Annotated in this window: 18 protein-coding genes and 1 riboswitch; of the genes, 6 read left to right on the top strand and 12 right to left on the bottom strand. The window is 37.4% G+C overall.

From position 1 onward, the window contains the following. Positions 1 to 40: 40 nt before the first annotated feature. The 12 genes from D0T57_RS08195 to D0T57_RS08250 all read right to left on the bottom strand — a co-directional run bounded on the left by D0T57_RS08195 (position 41) and on the right by D0T57_RS08250 (position 21,818). Positions 41 to 4,258, bottom strand: a complete 4,218-nt coding sequence (locus D0T57_RS08195) for a cobaltochelatase subunit CobN (RefSeq protein WP_163272707.1) — start codon at positions 4,256 to 4,258, stop codon at positions 41 to 43. Continuing rightward, complete coding sequence (locus tag D0T57_RS08200; RefSeq protein ID WP_163272746.1) at positions 4,251 to 5,783, bottom strand: PepSY-associated TM helix domain-containing protein; 1,533 nt, start codon at positions 5,781 to 5,783, stop codon at positions 4,251 to 4,253. The genes D0T57_RS08195 and D0T57_RS08200 overlap by 8 nt, the downstream gene beginning before the upstream one ends. A 20-nt stretch (positions 5,784 to 5,803) precedes the next feature. Beyond that, positions 5,804 to 7,945 carry a TonB-dependent receptor gene (locus D0T57_RS08205; protein ID WP_163272709.1) on the bottom strand — a complete coding sequence of 714 codons (2,142 nt, stop codon included), beginning with the start codon at positions 7,943 to 7,945 and terminating at the stop codon, positions 5,804 to 5,806. Between the two features lie 85 nt (positions 7,946 to 8,030). Further along, positions 8,031 to 8,645, bottom strand: a complete 615-nt coding sequence (locus D0T57_RS08210) for an HmuY family protein (protein WP_163272711.1) — start codon at positions 8,643 to 8,645, stop codon at positions 8,031 to 8,033. A 44-nt stretch (positions 8,646 to 8,689) separates the two neighbouring features. Beyond that, a complete protein-coding gene (locus D0T57_RS08215; RefSeq protein WP_163272713.1) occupies positions 8,690 to 10,855 on the bottom strand; it encodes a TonB-dependent receptor in 2,166 nt (721 codons plus the stop codon). A gap of 11 nt (positions 10,856 to 10,866) precedes the next feature. Beyond that, positions 10,867 to 11,529: an HmuY family protein gene (locus D0T57_RS08220; RefSeq protein WP_163272715.1), complete on the bottom strand. Its 663-nt coding sequence runs from the start codon at positions 11,527 to 11,529 to the stop codon at positions 10,867 to 10,869. A 5-nt stretch (positions 11,530 to 11,534) separates the two neighbouring features. After that, on the bottom strand, positions 11,535 to 12,386 hold the full coding sequence (locus D0T57_RS08225; RefSeq protein ID WP_163272717.1) for a calycin-like domain-containing protein: 852 nt from the start codon (positions 12,384 to 12,386) through the stop codon (positions 11,535 to 11,537). Between the two features lie 390 nt (positions 12,387 to 12,776). Beyond that, positions 12,777 to 15,143, bottom strand: coding sequence for a TonB-dependent receptor (locus D0T57_RS08230; RefSeq protein ID WP_163272719.1), 2,367 nt, complete (start codon positions 15,141 to 15,143; stop codon positions 12,777 to 12,779). Between the two features lie 819 nt (positions 15,144 to 15,962). Next, positions 15,963 to 17,291 carry a DUF5074 domain-containing protein gene (locus tag D0T57_RS08235; RefSeq protein WP_163272721.1) on the bottom strand — a complete coding sequence of 443 codons (1,329 nt, stop codon included), beginning with the start codon at positions 17,289 to 17,291 and terminating at the stop codon, positions 15,963 to 15,965. A gap of 32 nt (positions 17,292 to 17,323) precedes the next feature. Then, positions 17,324 to 18,637, bottom strand: a complete 1,314-nt coding sequence (locus tag D0T57_RS08240; protein ID WP_163272723.1) for a PKD-like domain-containing protein — start codon at positions 18,635 to 18,637, stop codon at positions 17,324 to 17,326. Between the two features lie 5 nt (positions 18,638 to 18,642). Further along, positions 18,643 to 19,806: a YncE family protein gene (locus D0T57_RS08245; protein WP_163272725.1), complete on the bottom strand. Its 1,164-nt coding sequence runs from the start codon at positions 19,804 to 19,806 to the stop codon at positions 18,643 to 18,645. Further along, the gene (locus tag D0T57_RS08250; protein WP_163272727.1) at positions 19,803 to 21,818 is read right to left on the bottom strand and encodes a TonB-dependent receptor; all 2,016 of its coding nucleotides are present in this window, start codon (positions 21,816 to 21,818) and stop codon (positions 19,803 to 19,805) included. Before D0T57_RS08250 ends, D0T57_RS08245 begins: the two co-directional genes overlap by 4 nt. Positions 21,819 to 21,957: 139 nt before the next feature. Next, a riboswitch (cobalamin riboswitch) is annotated at positions 21,958 to 22,163 on the bottom strand. Between the two features lie 72 nt (positions 22,164 to 22,235). Here D0T57_RS08250 and D0T57_RS08255 point away from each other — a divergent pair. The 6 genes from D0T57_RS08255 to D0T57_RS08280 all read left to right on the top strand — a co-directional run bounded on the left by D0T57_RS08255 (position 22,236) and on the right by D0T57_RS08280 (position 25,885). Continuing rightward, the gene (locus D0T57_RS08255) at positions 22,236 to 22,745 is read left to right on the top strand and encodes a hypothetical protein (RefSeq protein ID WP_163272729.1); all 510 of its coding nucleotides are present in this window, start codon (positions 22,236 to 22,238) and stop codon (positions 22,743 to 22,745) included. Positions 22,746 to 22,985: 240 nt separating this feature from the next. Next, entirely contained in the window at positions 22,986 to 23,336 is a 351-nt protein-coding gene (locus D0T57_RS08260) for a helix-turn-helix domain-containing protein (protein WP_163272731.1), read from the top strand. Between the two features lie 21 nt (positions 23,337 to 23,357). Beyond that, the gene (locus tag D0T57_RS08265) at positions 23,358 to 23,813 is read left to right on the top strand and encodes a DUF3408 domain-containing protein (RefSeq protein ID WP_163272733.1); all 456 of its coding nucleotides are present in this window, start codon (positions 23,358 to 23,360) and stop codon (positions 23,811 to 23,813) included. 397 nt (positions 23,814 to 24,210) lie between these two features. Further along, complete coding sequence (locus tag D0T57_RS15850) at positions 24,211 to 24,390, top strand: hypothetical protein (RefSeq protein WP_255490544.1); 180 nt, start codon at positions 24,211 to 24,213, stop codon at positions 24,388 to 24,390. Next, entirely contained in the window at positions 24,356 to 25,300 is a 945-nt protein-coding gene (locus tag D0T57_RS08275; RefSeq protein WP_163272736.1) for a relaxase/mobilization nuclease domain-containing protein, read from the top strand. The genes D0T57_RS15850 and D0T57_RS08275 overlap by 35 nt, the downstream gene beginning before the upstream one ends. Before the next feature lie 21 nt (positions 25,301 to 25,321). Further along, positions 25,322 to 25,885: a hypothetical protein gene (locus D0T57_RS08280; protein ID WP_163272738.1), complete on the top strand. Its 564-nt coding sequence runs from the start codon at positions 25,322 to 25,324 to the stop codon at positions 25,883 to 25,885. The last annotated feature ends 225 nt before the right edge of the window (positions 25,886 to 26,110 follow it).

Below are 26,110 nucleotides of genomic sequence, written 5' to 3' on the forward strand. Positions count from 1 at the left end.
TGCCAATTGAATAATGGATTGACATATTGGCACATTCGAGTTATTTCTTTCTTTTCTTACGCAATATAACGAGCAGAATAACGAATGCAACAAGCACAACCGAAACTACAATGATCCCATTAAGAGAGCTCTCTTCTCCGTTTTCGGCTTGTGAAACACCTTCTTTCTTTAGTACTGTTCCGTTTTTGCCAATTTCGGAAGAAGCATCCGCAGTTTTCATATTTTGGATTTGTTGCTTGTACTCGGTTGCATTTTCCGGTGTCGATTTTTGTGCAATGAAATCCTGCAACTTAGCGTTCGAACCTGCAAATCCGGAACCGCTGGCACCAAATTCCTTTACAAGATCAGTATGAAGTTTTGCAATATCCGCCAATTGCTGATCCGAAGCTTTCCACATACCCTTGCGGGCAGTTTCCATCATCACGGCAGTGATTTCCTGCATTGCCTGAGGATTTTGTTCTTTAAAGAATTTTTGCACTCCTAAGTTATGGGAGTCTTTCACATACACATCGTATATCTGATCCCACATTTCCTTATCAATTACATCGGGTTTCATCACGTTCCACGCATATGTATTTGTAACAACTTCCGTTACCTGCGCGGCGCTCGATGCTTTACCCTTCATTACCTCTTTGATATATGCAGGGTTAAATACTGTTGAGCGGGATTCTACTCCAATCGCTTCTTTCAAATCCTGCATCTTCACATTGTTTCGGTTTCGGTAATCGGCAAAATATGCGTCCGGGTCTTTGTCTGTAACATCGCGTACAGCAAGATTGATACCTCCCATAAATTCGAATACGTGGTCAAGGCTCAATGCTCCCCACGTATTACTTTGCCGTGGCTGTACCACTACATCGGTATTGTGAAGCACGGCACGAAGTAATCCGGCTTTATATTCACCCCAACCTTTATCACTTCCATAAACCGCACCCATGTTATTGATATAGGTCTCAGCGATTTCCTTTTCGTCTTCCCACTTGTCGCCGCTTTTTACCATCTCCTGAATGCCCGTTCCATACATGCCGTTTACACCGCCAAAAACACGTTGGGTCGACATCTCCCGTGCATCCTTAGGAGGAATACCTTTTTCTACAAGCTGGCGTTCTACTTCTGTTGTGCTTGCAGATACATAATTTTCGTACTTATCATCTTTGGATGATGCAGCCATTTCTACCGCTCGGGTAATTAATGATAGGCGGGATGCCGCAAGGTCTCGGAATTGTCCCGACGTTTGCACTACGACATCAATGCGAGGACGTCCCAATGTTTCGGATGGAATCAATTGGATATCAGATACACGTCCGAAAGCATCGCGCACTGGTTCTACACCGAGCATATAAAGCACTTGTGCGATAGTAGCTCCTTCGCTTTCGATAAACTCACTACTCCAGAAGGTATAACTTACTTTCTTCGGATAATCGCCATGTTGTTTTTTGTATTGCTCCAACGTCGCATTCACAAGTGACATACCTTTATCCCATGCTACTTCCGATGGAGTTGCTTCGGCATTAACAGCATATAGATTGCGTCCTGTAGGAACTGCATTCGGATTTGCAACGGCATCACCACCCGAGGATGGAGCTATATAGCCCCCCGACAAGGCATTTAATATAGATTTTATTTCCATTTCGGGACTTTGTTGCAAAGCATTCTTATAATTTACTATATTATTAATAGTACGTTCTACCTCCACAATAGCTCTTGCTCGTTCTTTCTGTTCCTTAGTATATTCCGGTTGCTTAGGCTTTTCCATTTGTTTAGGAACTTCCGACTTTTGGGTATCTACATTGTCCGGTTTTTTACCTATCTTAGGAATCCATGACGGATGACCTCCACCCGAACTACCTGATGATTTACCACCTTTCGCTGAACCGGACGATTGCATCATTGCAGCCATCCCTCTGCGAGGAGGTGTGAGTATCTTTTTCGCTTCCGACAAGTCCTTAATAGTTATCCCAGCTACATTACAGATCAATAGACTATCAACAGTTTTACCATTCAATACCTGATTAACCAATGCTTTTGCAGGCTCCAGATAACGTTGGGTGAAGAATGTTTTACTCTTTAATTGTTGCTCTGTTATCTTTCCGCGCTGTTTATCCAATGCAGCCAAACTATAAGCTATAGGATCAACACTCATTGCTTGTACGGAGGATTGTATTTTTGCCATTTCGTAAGGGACTCCTGTGGTATACATTTGTCCTGTCATTTTCTCGTTGGCAATTTCTTCGGCAAAGTTCTCGATGCGCTCTATATCCGCAGTTGTATATGGATTAGTAAGGACGCTATCGAGTCGTAATTCTCGGTGTAATCCTATTTCGATAGCCAGTTTCTTTACAGCTAGCGATGCTTTAGGTTGTGCAGCCTCATCCGTTTTATAGTAATCCTGTATTTTATTCTGCAATGCCCTGAATTGCGTTCTGGTCTCACTTTCCATAAATGGAGGGGTGAGGTAGGATATAGTGGTGGCATACGAACGGCGTTTAGCCATCATACTCTCTCCAATATTACCAATGGTATAGTAATAGAAATGCGGAACCGTTCCCACCAATCGGTCGGGCCAGTCGTTACTGTTCAGAGCCACTTGTTTCTGTGGAGTAAACTCAAGACTGCCATGTGTTCCGAAATGTAGCATAGCATCTGCTTTGAAAGCGTATTGCGACCAAAGGTAAGCTCCTATATATGTATGTGGAGGAGCTGACTTGGCTCCGTGAACAATGGCAAAAGCATCGCCGCCAAGTGCAGCCATCGGTTGAGGTAACAAGACGATATTTCCCAGTTCGATACGGGCAACAGCAAGATAATCTTTTCCCTCTTTGTGCACACTCATATATGCTCCGGGTGCTTCGCCATAAGTATTGGTAACGTCTGCATAAAGATCTTTAGGTATAGACTGACTTATCCACGATTCGTATTCCGACTTCTCAATCAAAGCAGGTTTGCCGTTTTTCAGGTAATCATCGAAAGCCCCTTCTGCATAAGTACTTAATACGGCACCTTGCGTCATCAACAGTTTTTCAAATTCTTGTTCAGTTGCAGGCAGATTTTCTACTTTATAACCCTCTGCTTTTAGTCGTTTTAAAAGATTGTATAAAGATGGTACTGTTTCAAGTCCTTGTGCTGTTAATGTTTCTTGTCCTGCTCCTTTGAAATAGTAAATAGAAATTTTCTTCTCCACATTACTTTTCTTTTGCAGGGAAATGAAATTATTAACGATCTGTGTAAAACTTTTTAATCTGTCGGGAATTGCCTTAAAGAGATACAATCCATCTTTATCTACTTCCTGTGCATTTACCACATACGGATAAATTGCTCCGTCAAGTTCAGGCATAATGATACTTTGCGACATGAATCCTCCGAACATTCCCATAGGATCTTTCATCCATTCTTCTTTTGTCTGCAGGATTGTCAGGGGAGAGAATATTGGAATATTTCTTTCCTTAAGCCATTCCACAGCAGCATCGGCTTGTCCCATTGCCATACGACCATGAGCATAATAAACAACGGCATCAGGCTGTATTTGCTTCAGGAAATCCAAGCGTTTCATCATCGAAGAAACCGGGTAAACATTTAGTCCGGCATTTTGGAAAGAAACGATCATACTGTCTATATTATCCCTGTTCCCGCTGAACGGATCATTCATTCCTCCGACAATTGCTATTTTAGCTGCACCTTCTCTATAAAAATTATTCTTTTTCAGATATTCTTCGTATTCAGTGACGGTATTGAAAGAAAGCTCTTCATCTAAATGATAAAACACGTCGGATGCACTTTCCGATACGGAATCGGCAGGGGTAACAAAGAAAGATTTCTTGTCAATATGCTGACGGATATATCGTGCAAGGTTCCGGTAATTCTTTTTATTCCCATTCTTAAGGTAAGCTGAAATATCTTCTCTCTGCACACTATCCATATTACAGATATTGTTATCTGGATTTGTTGCTGCATATATTAGCACCGGAGTACCTTTATCCGAGGTAGATTGTATAATCTCTCGCTGTTCGGTCGATATTCCCAGTCCCATACCAAAAGCAAGTACACAATCATAGTTTTTCAGTTTGTCCAAGTCTTCTAACGATATAATGTCATATTTTACAAAGTTGTCATTATTTGCTTTGATGATACTTGTAACCTGGAATTGTTGAAAATTAACCAATGCGATTTTAGTTGCGGAGGCTAGTTTATTCCATGCTATTAGTCCTCCGATTACAAGAAGGGCAATAACAGCGATTAATATAAATTTCTTTTTATTCATTATGATATATTTTATTTTTCTTCTTCTTCTTTTTCCTCTTATGATACTTCCGGTAAATTATGTATCCTGTAATCAATATAATTAATGATAAGATACCGGATATAAATACGAACAGATCAGCTATGATACCCGGAAGGAAAGTGTAGATACGTCCTACATGTACTTCGAGAGACAAATGCCAGAGAGACATACGGGCATTGCGGAAAGAATCAGGCATCGATGTAAATTGCTTTCCGGATTCTATAACTTTTGCTCCTGTTCCGTATTCGAATACGATAGTTTTATCTGCAAAATCGTCACTATATCCTCCTACGGAATTTGTAAAAGTCGGCATCCCTCCCCGTTTAGATTGATATGGTTTGTCCGTATAGTAATCGAAACTTTCGCCTGTTTGCTTATTCCATCTATAGATTCCGCTAAAAGAACCTACAACCCAATTGATACTATCCTGTTGGTTAAGCACATTTACTCCCATAATGCTTACAGGAGGCGATTTTTTCATTTTACGAGGTTCGATATCAAGAGATTTTGTTTGGAAAAAACCATCGGATGAATAGAATATCCATTCATTTTCAAAAGTATCGTATCTTATGCAGCGTAGCTTGTCATGCCAAGGATTATCACTATCCAGCATTGTACCGGGTATAGGCTTCGACTTTCCCCTGATAATAGATATCAGAAGTGGTGGACGAAGGAACATACCTGAGATTACAACAATCAGGAAAATAGCAAAGAACCATGAGCCTAATTTATTATGCCATTTTAACGAGGTTTTAAATAGAGCTTTGTTCTTCTTAGCCTCTTTTCCTTTTTTCTTCATCCTTCTAATCAGTTTCGGACAGAAAGTAAGGATAACACCTGTTACACACAGAATAATAGTGAAAACGCCCATTATGTCGACGATTATTTTACCAGGCATACCAAACAGTTCTCCACTGTGCAGTGTCCACAAAGTGCGAAACCACGAAGCTTCTTTTTTATAGCCTTCGGGTGTCGGAAGTTCTATCATGCTGAAAGCAGTGTATGGAGATGTGGAAACATAGAAGTGTGAACGGGTCATCAGTACAAGAGAGTCTCCCTGTACGCATATATCGGAAAAACGCTCTCTGCTATCGATCAGGCCGGAAAGGCTTATCCATTCCCCGGAAGCCGGGTTAAGCCTGTAAATATCAAAAGTGGATACGCTGAATATCTCTCCGGAAGATGTTTTTACTATGTTATTGATGATATTGTTATCCGCACCGCTTTTTATACCTTTAGTAAAGGGTATAAAAGATGAATGTAAAGAGTCTGTCAACCAGATACCGTTTCCTCCATAAAGCAGTATAGAATCTCCAGACAATTTAAAACTTCCTTTTACCGATCCCTTGTTCCAATTATCATAACTATATGTACTTCCCAGCGCAGACCGTGGTACATCAACTGATGAAATAGCTCTTCGATGATTGAGGAATATCCCCGACAATGCAAACATAAACATGAATATGGCAAAAAATAGTCCGAGCCATTTATGCCATTTCTTCATACGTTTCGATTTCTTCTTTTTTATTTGAGGCTCCATTTCAATCCGATATAAAAAGTCCTTCCCGGAGATACGCTTGAGTAAAAGCTGTAAGATTTGGCTTTATAGTCAAATAAATTATTTATCCCGGCACTTAATGAGAAATTAAATGGTAATGGTTGTGCAAGTGTCAGCCTCCATATTGAATAACCTTCATAATGAGTTTTAATATCTTCCTCTTCAGTAATGATCCCGGCTTCGTCATCAATCTCATCTGTATTTCCAAGTTGGTATATATCTACGCCACTGAGATATTTACCACTAAAAGATATGGTCGGATTATACTTCTTAAGGAAGGAAGAAGTATAATCGAGTCGTAATGTAGCTGTATGAGGGCGGGTAGTCGAGCGTTTCTTCAAATCGTTATGTACATAGGTATAAGACCCTTTCACTAGTATATTATCAGTGAAGCGATGAGAGACGGATAACTCGGTACTGAAAATCTTTGTTTTCCCCATATTGAAATACTGAATAGTATCCTCATGTAACCACACATTGTCTATCTGGTCGTCTATAATCGAATATTGTCCCATTGCCGTAACCGACGTCCTTCCGAAAATACCTTCTGCTGATAAGTTGAAATTATTGCTAATCTCAGCTTTTAAGTCTTTATTACCCTTTATCTGAAAACCTCCTCCATAAGGATGATACCAGTCTGTATATAACTCTTTGAGTGTAGGTGAGCGGAAACCTCCGGAATAGCCTCCTCGCAAAGTAATTTTATCGCTTGGTTTATACATTGTAGAAAGACGGGGTGTAAGATGTCCCTTAAATTGTGAATGGTAATCGTAGCGAAGCCCTCCGACCAATGTTACTTTATCATTCAAAACCCAGTCTTGTTGTGCAAATGCGGAATAAGTCTGTGCATCCCTGTTTTCATTTGTCCCTTCACTTTCAAACATATATGTCATCAGGTCTTCCGTAAAATATTCGACACCGGCAACCAGAGAATGCTTATCGGCTATCATTATATCATACAATGCACTAAAACGCATCTGCTCGTTTTCATATTTTTTCTCTTCCTCTTTCAGACGCTTGTAGTAGTCATATTTATCGTATTTATCATAATTTCCGGAAACGGATATATGCTGTTTATTGGATATGGAATAAGTACCTTTCAATCCTCCGGTATAATCATAGAAACGATCACGTAGTTTTGTACCATCAATCCCTCCTGGATTTCTTTCCTTGAAGAAATATCCTCCATTGGCTTCTATATCAAGTTTTTGTCCCAGATTGAAAGAGACTTTTGGGTTTATGCTATAGTCTTCATAGCCTGCAACATTCGAACCAGCCAACTGGTATACATCACGTGTTTTATAGGCTCCGGTAAGGCTTGCCCATCCCCATTTTTGCTTTGAACTTACCGAAAGGTTGTAATTCTGTTCTTTATTGCTTCCATAACGTATTGATGCCTGAGTATTGAAAAGGTAGGATGGCTTCTTTGTTATGATATTGATAACTCCTCCCACAGCATTCGAACCGTAGAGAGACGATGAAGCTCCCTTTACTATTTCTATCCGTTCAATATTTTCTGTATTTATACGATTGTAATCTATATTATCAAAAGACTCCCCGGCCATACGCTCTCCATCGACTAAGAATAAGACATATTTGCTACCAAAGCCCAACATATTTATTTTGGTATATCCTCCGTTATTTGTAAAGTCTATTCCCGGCAACTCATATTCGAGTAAGTCCCTCATATTCGAAACCTGCATTTTCTCGATAGCCTTTCTACTGATAACCTGAACGGCAATGGGTATGTTTTTCAAATCCCGCTCTGTACGGCTAGCCGTAACTACAACCTGATCCAATTCTATCGGTTTTTCAGTTATTTCTATTAACAGTTCATTAATATTATCCTGTATAGAAAGTGTTTGACGTTGCGATTCGTATCCTACGGCGGAAATACAAAGGATATAATCTCCTTTCGGTATTTCCGGTATCCGGAAGTTCCCATTCTGATCAGTTATGGAACCGTAAAATGTACCTTGCAATCCGATATTTACATTTGATAATTCCTGTTTGTTTTTATTATTTACAATTTTCCCGGAAATAGTATAGTTTTGCGCCTTGATACATAAACAAGTAAGTAAAAAGGTTAATAAAAATATAGTTCTCATTATACAATTTTTATCACGAGCAAAAGATTACTCCTAAAAATCAGTCTTAGAAGTAATCTTTTAATGAAATTTTATCTTATCTGATTTATTCGAATTTAGTAGAACCGCTTTCGTTATATTGATATTTAAAACTAATATAAGCTCCTAGACTATTTTTCTCATCTTTATAATCATAGACTTGTAGTTTTACATATTTTCCATCAGCTGTTTTTATAACATATACCCAGTTGTGATATGTATATACGGGAGGAGGATTGCTAGTATCAATTGTCAACCATGTTGCAAGTGTTTGTGAGAACGATTGTTCGGCTTCTTCTATTCCGTCTCCGGTAAATGCAGTAGTTATTGTACCTATTTTATCTGTGATATAACCTGATGCTGGAGCTTCAGTTACTGTATTCCAATCGGTTTTGTTGGTGTTGACAGCAGCACCTTTACCTTTTCCGGACTCACCTCCATTCAGTCGCATATCTCCACGATGAAAGGCTATGTCCCAAGAAAGATCATTTTCAGGATCTGTAATGTCAACTATTTTTCCTTTTTCGAAAGAAAAATATACCCAGTCAGTATACGATGTCGCATTTAAAAATTCGTATTTATTTACATTTCCCGGAAGTTGTTCATTGTCATCGTCATCACTACAAGACGACAAGCACAAAATACCTAATAATACGGCCAGAAATAATTTACTTTTTTTCATTGTTACTTTTTTATTATATGATTTATATTTTTTTGATTAAAATGTTATTTAAACAGCTTGTCGATATCAATCGAAACACCTGCTGAAAATGTTGTTCCGTTTGTATAAAGCGAATTGCTGTAATAGTATGAAGGCACATAATTGAACAGGTTATCTACAGCCAGTGTCAGGTCTATTCCTTTCCAGATATTCTGTAAGAGGCTGAGTTTCCAAACGGTATATGCAGGATAAGAAACACTTGCTGTTTCCGACGACAAGTCGCCACTATCATATTCATCGGAAGTGACTTTCGAGAGAAAACGTCCGTTTAGCATAATGTTGAACCCGTAATTTTTCCACGATTTGCCATATTCTATACGTGCTGTAGCCGTATGAGGGCGTGTCACTGTTATCCGGGGTTGTCCTTTTTTGAAATCTTCGTGGGTGTAATTGTAAGACAGACGGGCACCGATACCACAAGGATACTTCACCGAAGCATTAATATCCAATCCTGAAATATCTACATTCTCAATATTGGTATATACCATTCCTTTCAAACCCTGATCGGTTACAGTTGTTATCCGATTTTCGAACTGATTGTAATACCCGGTCACGGATAAATTATAATAACTGTTGGTGTATTCGGTTGAAAGAGAAAGGTTCTGGCTCCGTTCGGGTTTCAGCTCGGGATTACCATAGATATTGAAAAGATTCCCCATAAAGAAGTTCATATACATCTCCTTGAGGCTGGGTGCACGAAACCCTCCGGCATATGAGCCCCGTAATGAACAATTTCCGATTCTGTACATTACTGCTATTGATGTCGAGAAATTCTTAAGGCTATTCTCGGAGAAATAATCATAACGTAATCCGGTTATCAGGCTGAGCTTATCCAATGGATTCAGGTCGAGCTGAGCAAAGATATCTGCTACATATTGCCGATGGCTTCCGTTATTCTCGAATTGGTAAGTCATCAGATAATCGCGCATATAATCTCCTCCGATTATCAGGTTGTTTTTATTATCGAACGAATGACTGTACAATCCTCTGACAGTATGCTGCACATTTCTATAGTTCAGTGTATCTTTACTTGTTGGCACAAGATATACACTCTTATCATATTGGTCAAAAGAGTAGGCCAGTTCCAAACTATTTTTCTTATTGATAGTATAGTCTCCTTTTAGTCCTCCGCTAAAATCCCGGTATCTATCCCTCTTATTATTAGGAGAATCTTTATCCTTCATATTATCCAGATACGGGTCTCTCTCCCTGAAGAAGTATCCTGCACGTCCGGTCAGTTTTATCCGGTCGTTTACAGTATATTGAAGGTTTTCTTTGAAACTCCATGTACGACCTCCTAATACTTCTTTGTAAGCACCATCATTTTTCATTTTATAACCGTCTTCGGTTGTATGCTGTATATTAGTAGTACTACTCAATTGTCCTGCCTTGAAACCTACACTCCCACCATGTCTTTGCCCATTATGTGCGGAAAAACGACTGTTGATATTGGCTGTCCACGCTTCAGTGAGGGGCTTACTTATAATATTTACAACACCACCTACAGCACTTGAACCGTAAAGAGTTGAGGCAGCTCCTTTTATTATTTCCACACGCTCTACATTATCAAGGTTGAGACGGCTGTAATCTATATTATCCAATGTTTCGCCGGCAATACGTTCCCCATCAACAAGAAAAAGAACTGAATTTCCACCAAACCCTTGCATATTGAGCGATACTTGCTGGTTCATCGAATAAGAAAATTCTATTCCGGGAAGTTCCGATTGCAGAAGCTCGCCAATATGTGTGGCATCTACTTTCTTTATATCACTTTTGGTAATTACTTTGGTTATGATCGGAGTGTTCTTTAACAGTTTTGGGGTGCGTGTACCGGTAATAACAACCATATCCAGATCAACGTTTTGCTCTTTCAGAAAGAAGTCTACTTTATCCGACCTGTTTAAGTCTAATTTTTGTTCTTGAGGTATGTATCCTATAAAAGAAACTTGTATAATATATTCTTTGCTTTCATTTGGTAAAGACAATGTGTAATGCCCATCAACATCAGATGAAGTTGCTATATTATTATTTCCTTTCAACACGACAGAAACTCCGGGTAATACCTCATTATTACTATCAAAAACAGTCCCTGTAACAGTCCGTTGCGCAAAAACCGGAAAGGTTAAGAAACAGCAAAATATTAGATATATTACTGCTGGCATTTTTTGCATATTCAGGTTATTTAAAATTTGAGTGGATAAATGTATTCTATGGTCATATACCCCTTTACAGCAGACGCATTCATAAAGTTCTTGAGACGTAAGGCTACAATGGTATTATCTTTCAGTTTTATAACATAAACTTTGTTTGACGGATTGTATGCCGGAGGCATCGTGCTTGTGTCTACAAATAACCATTTTGAGAGTTCTGTATTGTAGAAAGATTCTGCATATTTTATATTTCCTTCCAACATACCCGACATATCAACAGCTATTTTATTTGTTGCCCATATGTCTTCGACATAAGTACCTTCAGGGATTTTTTCGCTGGTTTTGAGGGCTGATAATTCTGTAAATCCGGTTTCTATTACAGATGCTCCATTTGTTTTTGCATCGTACCGATGAATAGCAATGTCCCATGCTTCGGGTTCAACCATACCATTCTCAATATGCAAACTATCTGCAGAAAGAGCCCGAAAATTTATATAAGTCCATTTGGTATAACTTTGGGCATCAATATAGATTGTCCCTGAATTATTAGCTTCATCTATTTCTATAAATCCGAATTCTTTAACTTCGTCTTCCGGAGCATCATCATAGATATCGCTTAATATACCATTGCAGGCAGGGAATGACGTAAAGGTCATTCCCAATATTATTAATCTGAAAAAAAGAGTATATTTCATTCTTCTTAGTTACTGCTTCCGATGAAAGTACAAACAAGATCCATAGGCATAGAACCCGGTCTCAGAGTGAATACAATATTTGCATTATTATCTTCTATTGTGCCCTCCATGCTTCCGGTAACGGTTATTGGCCCGTTGGCTGTACTACTAGGTGCGCTTATTCCTTCTTTCTTGATGGTATATACCCCATTTTCGAGAGAAATTTCCACATCTGTTATTACAATGTCCTCGGTGAAGCCCATCGCTCCTTCGCCAAATTTGCCTAACGTAACTTCTGATTTCCCATTATCCTGAGCCTTAATTGTAACTTTAACATCGTCTGTGGTTCCCTGATCGGATCCCATCACTGTCATATTCAGGCTTCCGGTATAAACTTTGGCTATAACCATATTTGCTGGAGCATCACCCTGAGTAAAGGTTATTTCAATACCTCCCATTGGCACAGGAATATCAAAGAAGAAAGACACGGTTTGTTTATCTTTGCTGATAGTCCCTTCTATGCTACAATCATATTCTTTTGGGTCAGCAGAACCCATAGCCATTACGGTTTTTCCACTACCCGATATTGTATAAACATTGTTTTTAAGTGACACGGTTGCATTCAATATTGTGAATTTACCCCATGTGTCTGATTCATAAAAAATGTTGCTTGTACCATCTTCGTTTGCTGTTATAGAAATACTTTGATCAGGTGTAGTCATCGGTATTGAAGTATATTGAAAGTCGGCGACAGTATAACCTTTATATGTGCCTGCAACATCTTGTGCAATATTAGTTGCCAGATCATCATCATCACTGCTACATGCTGCCATAAATAAGATGACAGCCATCATAATCATGCTAAGTTTTAATTTCATATTAGTGTTATTGTATTAAATTATTAATATTGTTGAAAAATATAGGCAAAGCTCCGCATGCTATAGCTTTCATGCTATTGCTATATTATTCAGATTGTATATGAGTTTTATTTTTTTTGACATATTACTCTGTAATCAGAGTGATATGCTATTTTATGGGTACAAAAGTATAGTGATGGCAAAGAATGTACAATCACAAAAAATAATGAAAAGAAATGTCAATGATACCTACTTGTTGTGATAGATAATGTCTTTTTGTGATAGATAGCCTATATAGGCTTACTCTCTTTTATATGAATGTTTATATTTCTGTAAAATAATTTTCAATTTTATGCCAAAAACAAAAGGATTGCTCTTCTACACAATCCTTTGCCTATGCTTATTATTTCATTAAAAACTTAGTTTTACTCCCGCAAAATAACTTCGGGGTATAGCCGGTCCGTATATGTAGCTTGAAACTCTATCGGGACCTGTATCCAAATCATCCTGATAGGAGTTGAAAATGTTTTGAATTCCTGCATTTATTTCAAATATAGTTCCTTTATAGAATGGTATTTCGTAAACAACCTTCCATCCCAATTCGAAAAACGTAGATGTCTTGACCGTTCTGTTGTTATTACCGCCTCCTTCATAAGGCACTAACATATTACCCGTATATTTCCCCGATAGATTTGAACTAAACCTGTTGAAAGGTGTTACTGTAGCCACGAAGTAACCATAAACATCAGGCGTACGCATCATCCTTTTTTCAGGCTTTATGTTATCATCCTCTTCTCCGGACCATTTACGTGCCTCATCGTAACGACTTTTTTGTACTGTGCCACCAAGTTGAAGTTGTAGTAATGTGCTATATGCCGCTCGGACTTCCAGATTGATTCCGTACACTTTAGCGCCTGATGCATTCACTATGGTTTTGATTGTCGAACCATCCGCCTGTTCTTGAGAAACGGATGTAAAAGGATTATTCAATTTGGTAAAGAAACCTTCAATTAATAAGTTTAGTTCTGCACTTCCTATCTGGTGGTACCAATCAATAGAGCCACTGATGCTGTGTGATTTTTCTTCTTTTAAATTAGAATCTAGTTGTCTCACAATAACATCTCCGCCTGCCAGATCTACATGCAAGTCTTCATCGAATAATTGTGGAGCCCGAAAACCCTGTCCGTAGCTGAGCCGTATATTTATATCCTTTGTAGGATTGTAGCGTACATTAGCCCGAGGACTAAGTATGGCATTTTTCAGCAGTTTATGCTTATCAATACGTCCTCCAATAAGAAAACTCCATTGGTTGCTTTTCCACTCATTTTGGGCAAACAGACTTTTAGTATTTACTTTCTGTTCTATCGGGGTATCTCTATAGCCGCTTTTATCGGTCAGGTCGTCCGATGTGTATTCGATTCCCGCGGTTAAAGATGAAGGCATGAATAATAAATTGTCGAAATCGTACGAGTACTGTCCTCCTATCGAATAAGTAATATCTTTAGTTTGACCATACGAATTCATGCGTTTTTCTATTTGGTCTAACTTTTCCGTTTCTGTCAGATTTTCATCAGAAGTAATTTCAAACACAGGTATCCCTCCACCATAATAGCTTTTACGTTTTGTCGATTGGGCTGCTGTATAGATACTAAATCTATGTTTACTATCAGGAGAAAACATATCATATTTCAGATTGCCTCCATCTATATTCGACTCGACCTGTTCTGCTATGTATGCATTGTGAGGTTCATCATGAAGTCTGTCTCCACCTCTTCTGAATTCGTTCATATTGTGATATTCGAAGGTAAATTTCGAATATGTGCCGGTCTTGATAAATGAACGGAATCCTAATGTCCGGCTATCAATATGGGGTACTTCCGAGAAACCGTCATCGTTGTCGTCGTATGCCGAACGGTTGCGCTTTTGTCCGAATGCCATTACTCCCATCCGATGATCGTCAGATATAAGAGATGCATTAAAACTTGTATTGTTGTCAAAATCGCTTTTACCTCCTATAGAAGTTATTGTATGAGATAATTGTGCTGTGTTTCGGGTAGGTTCCTTTGTAATGATATTAATAGTACCCGCAATAGCTGATGAACCAAATAACGCTGAACCTCCACCTCTAACAACTTCTACGCGCTCGACCATTGTTGCCGGAATTTGTTCCAATCCGTAAACTCCTGCTAAAGCGCTAAAGACAGGACGGGAATCTATTAGTATCTGTGAATAAGCACCTTCCAATCCATTCATTCGTACCTGAGTGAAACCACAATTTTGACAATTATTCTCAACCCTGAGGCCGGGTTGAAAACCCAACCCATCTGCAATAGTACAAGAGTTGGTCCTATCAAAAGTTTTCACATCGAGTATGCTGACTAGTGTAGGAGCTAAACGACGTGATGTCTCATTTCTGTTGGCAGAAACTACAACTTCATTCAGTGAGATATTGCTTTCTTCAAGTTCGAAGTCTATCTCTAGTGTTTTACCACTTTTTAATTCCACTTCAAAAGATTGTGTCTGATAGCCTACAAATTTTGCTTCTATTGTAAATGCTCCTTCTGGCAGGTTTTTCAGGAAATAATGACCGGTTGCGTCTGTTACTGTTCCAATCGTTGTTCCTTTCAATGAGATTGTTATAAAAGGAAGATGTTCTTTTGTTTTTTTATCTATAACATGTCCAATGATATTAGCGTCTGTTTTTGCTGACATGGTTGAGTTCGCCATCATATTTAATATGATTAAATGGCAAAGAAATATTATTATATAATGCTTCATTTGGGTAATTTACTTTATAGTTTTATATAGACAGATAGTTTAGTTTCATTCAAAGACGAAACTAAACATGGAGAATTAATAAAGCCTAAAAACTATAAAACCGGAGGAGGGCGCAATCTCGAAAGTCCTTCTAACCTCAAAGAAGGAATATCCAGGAAAGACTTCACATACAATATTATTCGCTTTCTCTGAAATAAGCCTAATAATATCGTTAATACAATAGAACCTGTGATATAAAATGTAGATAAAGCCTGTATTAATTGTATTTCTACACCGGAATGTTCGTGTGTGCGATTTCCTTCAGCATCTGTCGAATATGGATGTGAATGGACAATTGTAACTCCATTTACAATGTGTGTATGGGTAAAAAGAGTTATACAGCATGCATAAGTCATAAAGATAGCTAGTAATGCTATCCTTAGTATTATTTTTATTTTATCCTTTGGCATACTTATATGGAGATTTATTCAATTCCGGATACAAATATAAATGTTTTATTTAAGTTTACCTGTTACAGGATTCTATATATGGTGGGGGAAACGAAGAAAAACAAAATAATTATCTTTTGTCTTCTGTTAATATATTTCCGATTTATTATTTATGAAGTGGCATATATCCCTCTCTTATATATTATATGCTTCTAATCGTTATTCTTCCGTTTATCTATAAAAGAGAATTTATTTATATTTTCCCCTAAAAACAAAAATAGGAGAGTCATCCCGACTCTCCCGTTTCATTTCAATTAGCTTCAAAGATTAGCTAACTTCCCACGGTTAGCTAATTATCTGTAGTGATATGATAATTAGAGTTTTTGTTGATTTATTCAAAATTGTATGTGAAAAATATTCCTGCCGGGAAATGAGTATGATCTTTATAATTAATTGTTAGTTTAGGATCGGATTGTCCCAAATTGAAAACGCTTATATTATTAATCAAGAAATCCCAGCCATAAGCTTTTATAGTATTAAAATATACCTCACCTGTAATAGGATGAACGCCCAGATTATTATAGACGATATTCGCATTTTCTACATAGTCTTTCACATTTACAACAGATTCGGATGTTCCGCTTGAGAAAATGTGACGATAGATTGTTGTCGAAGCATTGCTGTAATAGATAGTATCGCCTTTGGCACTGATGCCCGGAGTAGCGCCCCATCCTGCACCGACCTTCCCTTCGGTTATTTCATTTTCTTTGATAACTGAATAATTTTGGGCATTTATTTTTGTTATTTTATGAGGAGTCCCTGTTGTAGATACATAAATATTATTGTCGGAGGTTTTAATTACACCCGAAACATTTGCGTCAAATTCTATTTTATGAGAGATAGAGTCTTTTCCGGCTTCTAGTACTAATACTGACTTATTTGCAGGAACAAATACTTTATTTCCCACTTTAGCCATTCTGTTTTTTAATGCTCCGCTTGTACCTTTCAACAGTTTCAACTCTTTGGTCGATGTATTGAACGAGTACACGCCTCTATTGTCGCGGATAAAAGCCTCATCGTCTAAAACAGCTACATGTGTAGGCCACGATAAAGTAGAGAGTTCATCATTATAGACGGCTTCTTTTACCAATGTCTCAGCATTTGCGACAACAAGTTTTTGGCTGTTTTGCGCAACAATATATATTTTATTGTCGGCAATAAACAGGTCTTGACATACACTTCCCAACTCTGTGCCATTCACCTTGAAATAAGCACTATCCGTTATCACTCCTTTAGGACTAATAAAGGTTAGAGAGCCGTTTTCGGTAGTCATATTACCTTCGTTCAAGACGAAAGTTCCATATTTGAATTTTCCATAAACGCTTAAGTTTATATTTACACTAGTCTCTCCATCCGGATTTATGCAAGTTAGAGTTACTCTGTAATTTCCTATTTCTCGTTGAACAAATTTGAAAACTGAATCAGTATATGTTATATTCGCAGACTTAGTATTATTTACAGTCCAGATAAACTTACTCCTTTGTTCACTTTGTATATTCGCTTTCAAATAGATTGTATCTTCTTGTGCGACAGATGCATTCTCCGAAAGATTTATTATTGTAACTCCAGGCAGGGTCGGAGTATAAATATCGTCGTCATCCGAACATGAAGTAGATACTAATAAAACTGCGAACGTAAATAGATAAAATAATTTTTTCATTCTGTATGATTGTTAAATATCTAATAATTAGATTATTCTTCCCTTGTATCTATCGAAACTCCAAGTATATGTAAATCCTCTACACTTGTAATTTCTGTCGAACATTCTCCGAGCCATCCATTTTCCTGATTGACTCCGGTATAAATTTTAATAAAGTCTACTCCCGGCAAGTGTACTTTTTGGCCTTTTGAGTTTACAGCCCAGTCGATATCGATAGCAGATTCGTCTTTTGTATTCGTTTCATTGTCCGCATACCCATAGCGGAATTTATATAAAACAAAGTAGTTTCCCTGCCCGCTTTCATCTACTCCATTTTGAGGGAGACATGTGCCTTTGAACGTAATCTTGTCTCCGCTAGCCCATTGCGGATAATAGGGCTGATTGTGAAAAGCGTTTTTTACCTTATAGCCCGAATTACCCTTGTTATCTTCCCAACGTATATATTGTTTTTTACCTTCGGCAGTTGTCGGTTCGTTTTCCGGTTTATAATAAGTGATTTCGTAATTGCGATAAAGATTAACATCATTGCCATTATCTTTTGCCTTTTCGTACCAAAGTTCTTGGGTATGGTCTTCGTGTGCACTTCCTGCTATCTCATACCATTCGTTATCGTCCGGAACGCCATTGCCGTTGCTATCGTACGCAACCATTATAACTCCTGGTTCGCAACTGCCACCTTCAGGAGCACTTGGGTCGGGGTTAGTGTTGGCATAAAAAGCATTGGCTAATACCCGAAAGTCACGTTTCCCCTTCACATTTTGTATTGTATGGTCAAAGCCTACAACTACATATCCTCCAAATCCGCCGAGCGATATCATACCTTTTTTATTGTTACCTATTGCTTCCAACACTTTCGTATTCATTGTTGCTTGGGTGTCACCCTCTTCATATTTTGGCAATACGTTTGTGAATTGTCCGATTGCGGGCATAAAGTCGAGTATTTTGGTTATATAAGCTGTAGCACCATCTGTCGGGGACTTTATTTCAGAAAAGGTTACTGTAACCGAAAAAGGATATTCATATTTAATTTCCGACTGCGTTACGACTAGCCTTAAATCGTATTCTCCGACAATCTCAAACATATACTCCATGTTCTTAGTCGTTGCTATACTTTCATCATCTAAAAACCACTCATACGTTACTCCTTCATCTGAAGAGCTTTCGGCTTCTATTTTAAGTAGTTGATTGACTTTAGTTATAAAACCTCCTTCGGGTTCATTTACTTTTATATCCTCCCTCTTTAGGATATATATTTCATCGTCATCTTTACAGGATGTAAAGACACTACTAAACATCAAAAATGAGATGATAATGAACAATGTTGATTTGAATGAATTTTTCTTCATAACAATTAGTTAATTGATTGTAGTTTTTTATTTGTGAACACTATATGAGCCGGTATATCGCCTGTCGTAACAGACCACTTGAGTATTCCGTTAGGGGCATAGCAGTGTAGCCTTCCGGGAGTAACATAATTCTTTGCATCTGTTACGAATATTTCTTTTGATTCGGGATTTACTGCTACACCATATGGGATGGTTATGTTTTCCTTAGTTCCATCTTTGATGAAGTTTCGGTCTACAATCTTTTTTGTCTCAGTATTGATAATGGCATAGCTAATTGTATTTTTATTGCTGATATAACTCCATTCTGTACTGTATACATAGATAGAGTCTCCGGATCGGGTCATATTACTACAAGGCAAATCAAACTCGTCTGTTACTTCATCTGTCAGACTGTTTATAACATATGTCTTAGATGGAATATTATAGTAATCGCCCCGAGACGATACCCATATGTTGCCATAGCGGTCTAGTTCGAGCCTGTGAAGATTTATCGCCACATTTATTTTTTTTATTTCCTCGAATGTATTCAGATCAATAACAGAAACTGTTTTGTCATAATTGGGTACACGATAACCTCCGGAATTAGCCACATATAGTTTGTTACCTGCAATTACCATTTCGTCGGGTTGATAACCTACAACACACTCACTTACTACTTTCAACGATGCTGTATCTACCTTTGCTACATATCCTAATCGGGCATTAGGATTAATTTCTACAGGTCCGGCGTAGGAACTGACATAAGCGTATTTATCTTTAAAGACTATATATCGGCAATTGGGGATTGATACAACATCTATATGCTTCGCTGTATTTATATCCATTACTTCTACAAAATGGGAGCAATTGATTACAGCATATAACTTGTTCCCATATATCTGAATGTCATTCCCTACGTCTCCCAATTCTTTTACAACTCCCGGATTACGTTCGGCAAATATGTTTTTAGTATAAACTCCCGTTTCATAATCAAAGTAGTCGAGGGTTGCTTTATTGCTTCCCATGTTTCCTTCATTTAGTAGAAAAAAACCCATAATCTCTCCCGGATCTGCATCCGGATATATTACTTGAGTAGAGGTCGAGGGGATAATATCGTCGTCATCCCGACAAGCAGTTATACATACCATTACGAACAGTATGAATAAAATAGTTGATAATAAGCGTCTCATAGAGTCCAATTTATTTTAAGTTTAAAATTTGTTCCGGGCATGGGGTAGCATTGCACTACCTCGTATTGCTGATTGAAAATATTATTTACTTCCGCAGTAATGCGCAAATCAGAATTTCTTAAGGGAATTACTTTCGATAGAGATAAGTCGTGAGTATACCAAGGTTGAGCATAATTTTCAGGAATATTTGCACTGGACTCATAACGCTTTCCGGTGTAGATAAAACTATAATTCAAATCCCAATCTTTGTATATAGTCCCTATAATTGCCGATCCGCTATGCCATGGTATATAGGGTATTTGCCCTCCGTAGTAGTTGTCAGACGGATCGGTAAAATCCTGTGCTTTCTGATAAGTATATGTTAAACGGGAATTAATTGCCACTTTACCGAATTGCCAACCACTTTGCAGTGCTATATCGATGCCTTTTATCTCAACATGTCCGAGATTGATCATTGTCCATTGAAACTGGTTGGATGTAGGCATGGCAATAATCTTGTCATCCACCTTATTGAAGTAACCATCGACTTGTACTTCGAATCGATTGAATATTTTTCCTGTAAAATTTCTTGAATAGATTATGCCCAGATTGTATTGTGTTGTATATTCGGGCTTCAACTGTTTATTCCCGATAAATGTGTAGTAAAGGTCATTGAATGTAGGCATTCGGAAAATTTTCTTGTAAAAGCCTCTTATGCTTAAATCGGTCTTGTCGAATGGCTTATACATGGCAACAATAGTTGGCGTCCATTCATTCTTATCGCCGGCAGAAGATCCGGCTTCTTTTGTTTCATCATGGACATAAGTATAAAGCAGGCTTCCCTGAATTTTCAGTTTGTCGAAATCGAAGTCTGTTGCAAATGCTGTCAGGGATGTATAACGAGACGGATAAACAAAATTAGTCAAGTCTGCATTGAGCGTGTTGTATTGAATGTCAGTTACTATGTTGAACCTCCACCAGTCAGATATATTTATTTTATTGGCAACGGAAAAATATGCTTCTTGCTGGCGATAATGGTTGTCAACATACATTGTGGTAACATCCAGTCTTGGGTCGGATAAATAATGAAGATAATCGTAAGCATATTTTCCATTTAATAGTAATTCGTAATGCCTCCCGAAAGACTTTTGAAAAGAAGTTTGTGCAAAAAAGTTTCTGTCCCATTGCCGGTCTTCGTGTTTGAACTTACCGGGTTCTTCTCTGACCGATGCTCCCGGATAACCTCTTTCAGAATCATAATAATATAATTTGCCTTGCCACTTTCCATTCTTGATTTTTCCGTACAGTCCTCCTTCTATGCGTAGCGCGCGCACATCTCCGTTTTGTCTTACTTCGGTAGTATCGTAACCGTTTTTCTTCTCATATGAAAACTTGTATTTTCCGGAAGTGTACATATATTCGGCATTGAGAGAAATGGCAATATCGTTAGTGAAGCTGTGTTCCCATAAAGCTGATGGATTGATTGTTTCGAACGAACCTCCTTTCAGAGAAAGTTTTAAGTTATTCTTTTTCCCTTCTTCAAATTGCGGACGGCGTGTAGTCATGTACACCGATCCGGCAGATGCAAAATCTTTTGCTGGTTGAAAAATATTACTTTTTTGTCCATTATAGACCGATAGCATCTCCATATTATCCATCGAGAATCGTCCCAGATCTATTTGTCCGTTTTGGGCATTTCCCAATTGGATGCCATCATAGAATACGCCTACATGCTGAGTGCCCATTCCTCTGATGTTGACAGTCTTTAACCCTCCAATACCTCCATAATCTTTAATTTGTACCCCTGCGAAATATCTTATCGCATCAGCAACAGAGACAACACTCAGCCGTTTAAGTTCTTGACCTCCTAATGTTTGAGCCGGAATAATATCTTTCGATATAGGTCGTTTTGTAATGACAACTTCCTTAAGTGTTTGTATGCTGTCGAGTTTGTTCTGGGCATTTACAATTTGTGCAATAATTACTACAAGGAACAATAATAAGCCCTTGAAAGTAAAGTTGGAATAATACATATCTTAGCCATTTGAATATTATCAAATTAGCTTACAGAAAAAAATGAATGAAGATTGAGTGAATAAGAAATCAGAAAACCTGACAAAATAATAAAGATTGATTTCTTTTCAGTGTTCTTCAGCTTTATTTCCCGAAAGCTTTAAACTTATCAATCTTGGCAGGTCTTCTGACTTACTCCATCTTTGAACGCCCTTCCCATTCATTACTGAACAGTGGTTCCGAGTATTGTTCAAAGACTTTGGTGGAGCTTACAGCAGCGGGTCTGTTCAGGATTTACACCTGATTCCCTTTTCATCACTTTTCCGAAGATGCAGAATCATGACACCAAAATCTGGGTGCAAAGTTATTAATATTTTTTATATTGAAAGTTAAATTATTGTATTAATTTTATTGTGATTAATTTATGATTAAGAGTAATGAGGACATATTTACAAACATTAAGCCATTTAGTCGCCTACAATACTTTGCTGAAATATCATATTAAAGCAGGAAATGAGAAATCCCCAATATCGAAAGAAGTTATTACACACTCCCAAGATAAACCAGTAAATATTTCTGCTGAATACATATTATCAATTCCTATCCTCGACCTTATCTATAAAGAGTTTAACGATGAATTGTGGAACGATATTACACTGGTGGAATTCTTAGATATGTTTACAACAAATATTCATAAGCAGGAAAAATTCAAACTCAAACCCAAACAAACAGTACGTTTTTACTATCTGCTAAAAAAGATATGGATAAATTCAAATAACAAAGCCTTATTTAATACCGAAAAGGAGTGGATAATTCCATTTCTTCAGAACTATCGGCTATCTTATTCTGCCTATACTAACCAATTTATCAGAAATGAAGGGGGAATGAAGCATCGGAATTTTATGAAATCCGTAGATAAAATACTTCTTAAAGACGAAATTGATTAATAAGAACAGTAAACAGTTCACATAAATTCATATAGCCGAAAGTTATTTTTCGGCTATTATTCTTCTTGTACATTGCTGATAAATAAACGCTTGTTTTGTGAACTCAGTTATCTGAAAAAACTCTGTAAACTCAAAAAGTTCATAAAACTTATCATATAAAGCCGATTTAAATTTGTCATCACACTCGGGTGAGTTAAGTGGGGACGCCCGCAGGTACAAATATCTTAATTGGTTATTTATATGAATGAAATTATTCTTACTACTCCTGAACAATTGGAGGAGATTGTTCAAAAGGCTATCAAAAAAGTGCTTCCCGACAACAGGGATGAAAAACCGCAGAAGATACCGGACACATGTTCAGTAGAACAAGCCCTTTCCTTTTTATTAGAGAATGGATATAAATTAAGTAAGTCCAAACTCTACAAAATGACTGCGAATAAAATCCTGCCGTTTCGTTTTTTCGGGCGCAGGATAATCTTTTCTCGCGATGAACTCTTGAAATGGGTTGAAAAACAAACCATTCCCTCTTCAGGCAATAATGAAACACTTTTGGCTATTGCTAAAAGTGCCAGAAGAAAGTCCCATAAATAAATTATTAATCATTTAAAACATATGTCCAAGAAAAATCAACTACCTGATGATTTCGATATAAATAAATTTATCGGAAGTGAAACATATTCAGCAATGGACGAACAGTCTGCCAACTCTACACAATCAGTTGAAGAGCCTAAGATAAGTAAGAAGACTATTCTCGCTCCAGATGAGATTGATGAAAAAGCTATATTAGCATCCATACACGGAACAGAGCCGAGTCAGCCAATGATGAAAACTTCATCTAGTAAACAACGCAAAGCCAGTTTACAGGAATATCGGCAAACCTTTCTGTCCGTCCCCAAGATAACCGACAGGAAAACCGTTTTCATCAGCAACGAACTTCGGAAGAAGATAGTGAGTATATATCTCCGACTCGGCACAGAAAAATCAAGTGTTTCGGGCTTTATCGAAAATTTGGTTATTCACCATCTGGAGGAATACAAAGAAGATATCGAAAGCTGGAAAAAGTTGTAAGCAAACTTAGCCGAGTAAGTAGACCTTTCGTGATAATAGCAACCCCATGCGATGTTAGCGGAGCGAGGTTATGTTTTCATTACATGAAAACCCTCGCTTTGGCTGACCGCCAAAGGAAAAATTGCTCCCGTTGGTCGGCAATTTTGTGGAGTTGGATGAATAATAAAGTATTAGATTATTTCAATTGAATCCTGACAATTCAGATAATAAAAAGAAAGGAGGACGCCCTAAAAAGAGTTCTATCACTCGGAAAAGCAAGACTATCGGAGTTTGTTTTTCCGAGCCTGAACTCTATGAAATAAGGCACAAAGCAAAACGGGCAAATCTTCCTATTAGTATCTATTGTCATGATGCAATTATGAACGGAGAGATAAAAGAACCCATCAAAAAAGAAAATATGGAAATCTTAAAAAAACTATCCAATATGGGTAATAATCTCAATCAACTTGTCAAAAATGCACGCTTTATGGGAACAAAAAACCTCGAAAATCAGGCTCAAAATCTATTTGAAAATATAATGGTAATTATAAATAACCTGTCCGATGATTGGAAAAATAGTAAAAGGAAAAAGCTTTAAAGGCTGTGTTTCTTATGTATTAGGCAAAGAAGATGCTAAGCTTTTAGATAGTGAAGGAGTATTGAGCACGGATGTAAAAGCCATCATCAACAGCTTTTATATGCAAAGCCTGATGAATCCGAATCTAGCAAAAAGTGTGGGACATATTCCTCTTAGCTATTCCAAAGAAGACGAGCATAGACTAACCGATGCTTTTATGCTAAAGCTGGCAAGAGAATATATGCAGGCTATGAAAATAGTGAATACACAATTTATCATAGTACGTCATAACAATACGGATAACCCTCATTGTCATATCGTATTTAACCGAGTAGATAATGAAGGAAAAACCATATCAGACAAAAACGACCGATACCGTAATAAGAAAGTCTGCAAACAACTAAAGGATAAATATAATCTGACATACGGCAAAGGAAAAGACCATACCAATGTTCAAAAGCTGAAAGGTGCAGAGAAAACGAAGTATGAAATCTATCATACTATCAAAGCTACCTTAAAACAATACAAAGACTGGCAACAATTCCAATCGCAACTCAAACAACAGGGGATAACCATAGCTTATAAATACAAAGGACAGACCAATGAAATACAAGGTATATCTTTTAAGAAAGGGGATTGCTCATTCAAAGGCTCGGATGTAGATAGAGCTTTCAGTTATTCCAAACTCAACAGTCTGTTAAACAATACAGAACAATTACAGTATACTAATATACAGTCAAACAAAATTACTCAACAAGCTAACTCTTCTGACTCTACTTCTATTGTCGGCTCTGTGTTGGATGCTGTTGGTGGATTAACCAATATCCAACCACATGACGATGATTACGAAGAAGAGGCTTTCAAAAATCGTATGGAAAATGAAGAGGATAAGCGGAAGAGAAAGAAGAAACGCAGAGGCTTTGGCTTATAACAAATTAAAATAAAACTCATTATGGCTAAAACGATATCCAATGATGCTATTTGGGAAAAGTTATCCGAAATAGACGAAAAATTAAATAATGTACTCGATAAACAACAGCAAGATAATGTTCCAGTAAATATTCAACCCTTATCTAATGATGAGGTATTGGCATCCATCAAAGAATATGCTTTTATATTGGGGAAATCGAATGATTCTCATTTTGAAGCAAATCTAAAGAATATTACAACGCTGAATAATAATGTATTATCTATAAAGAAAGCAGTAAATAATCTATCCGCACCTGAAAATATAAACATGAATGAGATAAAGGCTTTGTTGGGTAAGAAAGATATATTTCGTTTTGGTATTATTAAATTCAGGAAAACATCATTCATTATAACTATATTCGGAATACTAATTTTTATTCTTACAGTATTCTCTATGAAACTATATAGTGATTCTCTTATTTACCAGAATAAGTATTATAGAGAAATCATAACTACTCAAAATCTACAGATTGAAAATGATAGCTTGAGAACAAAAACTTCGGTAACTCCAAGCACTAAAACAAAGCCAAAAAAGGTAGATGACTGAGATCCTTTTCATCTTCCATACAAGGATATAATCAAGAATAAACCATCAAGACCATAGCCTAACAGTTCTTCCGAGAAATCTTCCTTTGCTTACAGCAAAGAGTATTTCTCTCATAAGTCTTGCTTTGGATCACCCCGAAAAGTTGTGGAGCCAAAGTTTTCACTAGCCCCGACTTTTAAGTCGGGGAAACCAATTTAGATATGTAAAGACTTTAGTCAAAGCTAT

This window comes from Dysgonomonas sp. 511, from assembly GCF_010501105.1.
GTDB lineage: Bacteria > Bacteroidota > Bacteroidia > Bacteroidales > Dysgonomonadaceae > Dysgonomonas.

What these genes read in the sequence shown, in the direction of transcription:
- D0T57_RS08280 (WP_163272738.1), top strand. Translation starts at nt 25,322, where the DNA reads ATGGCTAAAACGATATCCAATGATGCTATTTGGGAAAAGTTATCCGAA.
- D0T57_RS08255 (WP_163272729.1), top strand. Translation starts at nt 22,236, where the DNA reads ATGAGGACATATTTACAAACATTAAGCCATTTAGTCGCCTACAATACT.
- D0T57_RS08205 (WP_163272709.1), bottom strand. Translation starts at nt 7,945, where the DNA reads ATGAGAACTATATTTTTATTAACCTTTTTACTTACTTGTTTATGTATC.
- D0T57_RS08240 (WP_163272723.1), bottom strand. Translation starts at nt 18,637, where the DNA reads ATGAAGAAAAATTCATTCAAATCAACATTGTTCATTATCATCTCATTT.
- D0T57_RS08250 (WP_163272727.1), bottom strand. Translation starts at nt 21,818, where the DNA reads ATGTATTATTCCAACTTTACTTTCAAGGGCTTATTATTGTTCCTTGTA.
- D0T57_RS08230 (WP_163272719.1), bottom strand. Translation starts at nt 15,143, where the DNA reads ATGAAGCATTATATAATAATATTTCTTTGCCATTTAATCATATTAAAT.
- D0T57_RS08225 (WP_163272717.1), bottom strand. Translation starts at nt 12,386, where the DNA reads ATGAAATTAAAACTTAGCATGATTATGATGGCTGTCATCTTATTTATG.
- D0T57_RS15850 (WP_255490544.1), top strand. Translation starts at nt 24,211, where the DNA reads ATGGAAATCTTAAAAAAACTATCCAATATGGGTAATAATCTCAATCAA.
- D0T57_RS08265 (WP_163272733.1), top strand. Translation starts at nt 23,358, where the DNA reads ATGTCCAAGAAAAATCAACTACCTGATGATTTCGATATAAATAAATTT.
- D0T57_RS08215 (WP_163272713.1), bottom strand. Translation starts at nt 10,855, where the DNA reads ATGCAAAAAATGCCAGCAGTAATATATCTAATATTTTGCTGTTTCTTA.
- D0T57_RS08210 (WP_163272711.1), bottom strand. Translation starts at nt 8,645, where the DNA reads ATGAAAAAAAGTAAATTATTTCTGGCCGTATTATTAGGTATTTTGTGC.
- D0T57_RS08235 (WP_163272721.1), bottom strand. Translation starts at nt 17,291, where the DNA reads ATGAAAAAATTATTTTATCTATTTACGTTCGCAGTTTTATTAGTATCT.
- D0T57_RS08245 (WP_163272725.1), bottom strand. Translation starts at nt 19,806, where the DNA reads ATGAGACGCTTATTATCAACTATTTTATTCATACTGTTCGTAATGGTA.
- D0T57_RS08200 (WP_163272746.1), bottom strand. Translation starts at nt 5,783, where the DNA reads ATGAAGAAATGGCATAAATGGCTCGGACTATTTTTTGCCATATTCATG.
- D0T57_RS08275 (WP_163272736.1), top strand. Translation starts at nt 24,356, where the DNA reads ATGATTGGAAAAATAGTAAAAGGAAAAAGCTTTAAAGGCTGTGTTTCT.
- D0T57_RS08220 (WP_163272715.1), bottom strand. Translation starts at nt 11,529, where the DNA reads ATGAAATATACTCTTTTTTTCAGATTAATAATATTGGGAATGACCTTT.
- D0T57_RS08195 (WP_163272707.1), bottom strand. Translation starts at nt 4,258, where the DNA reads ATGAATAAAAAGAAATTTATATTAATCGCTGTTATTGCCCTTCTTGTA.
- D0T57_RS08260 (WP_163272731.1), top strand. Translation starts at nt 22,986, where the DNA reads ATGAATGAAATTATTCTTACTACTCCTGAACAATTGGAGGAGATTGTT.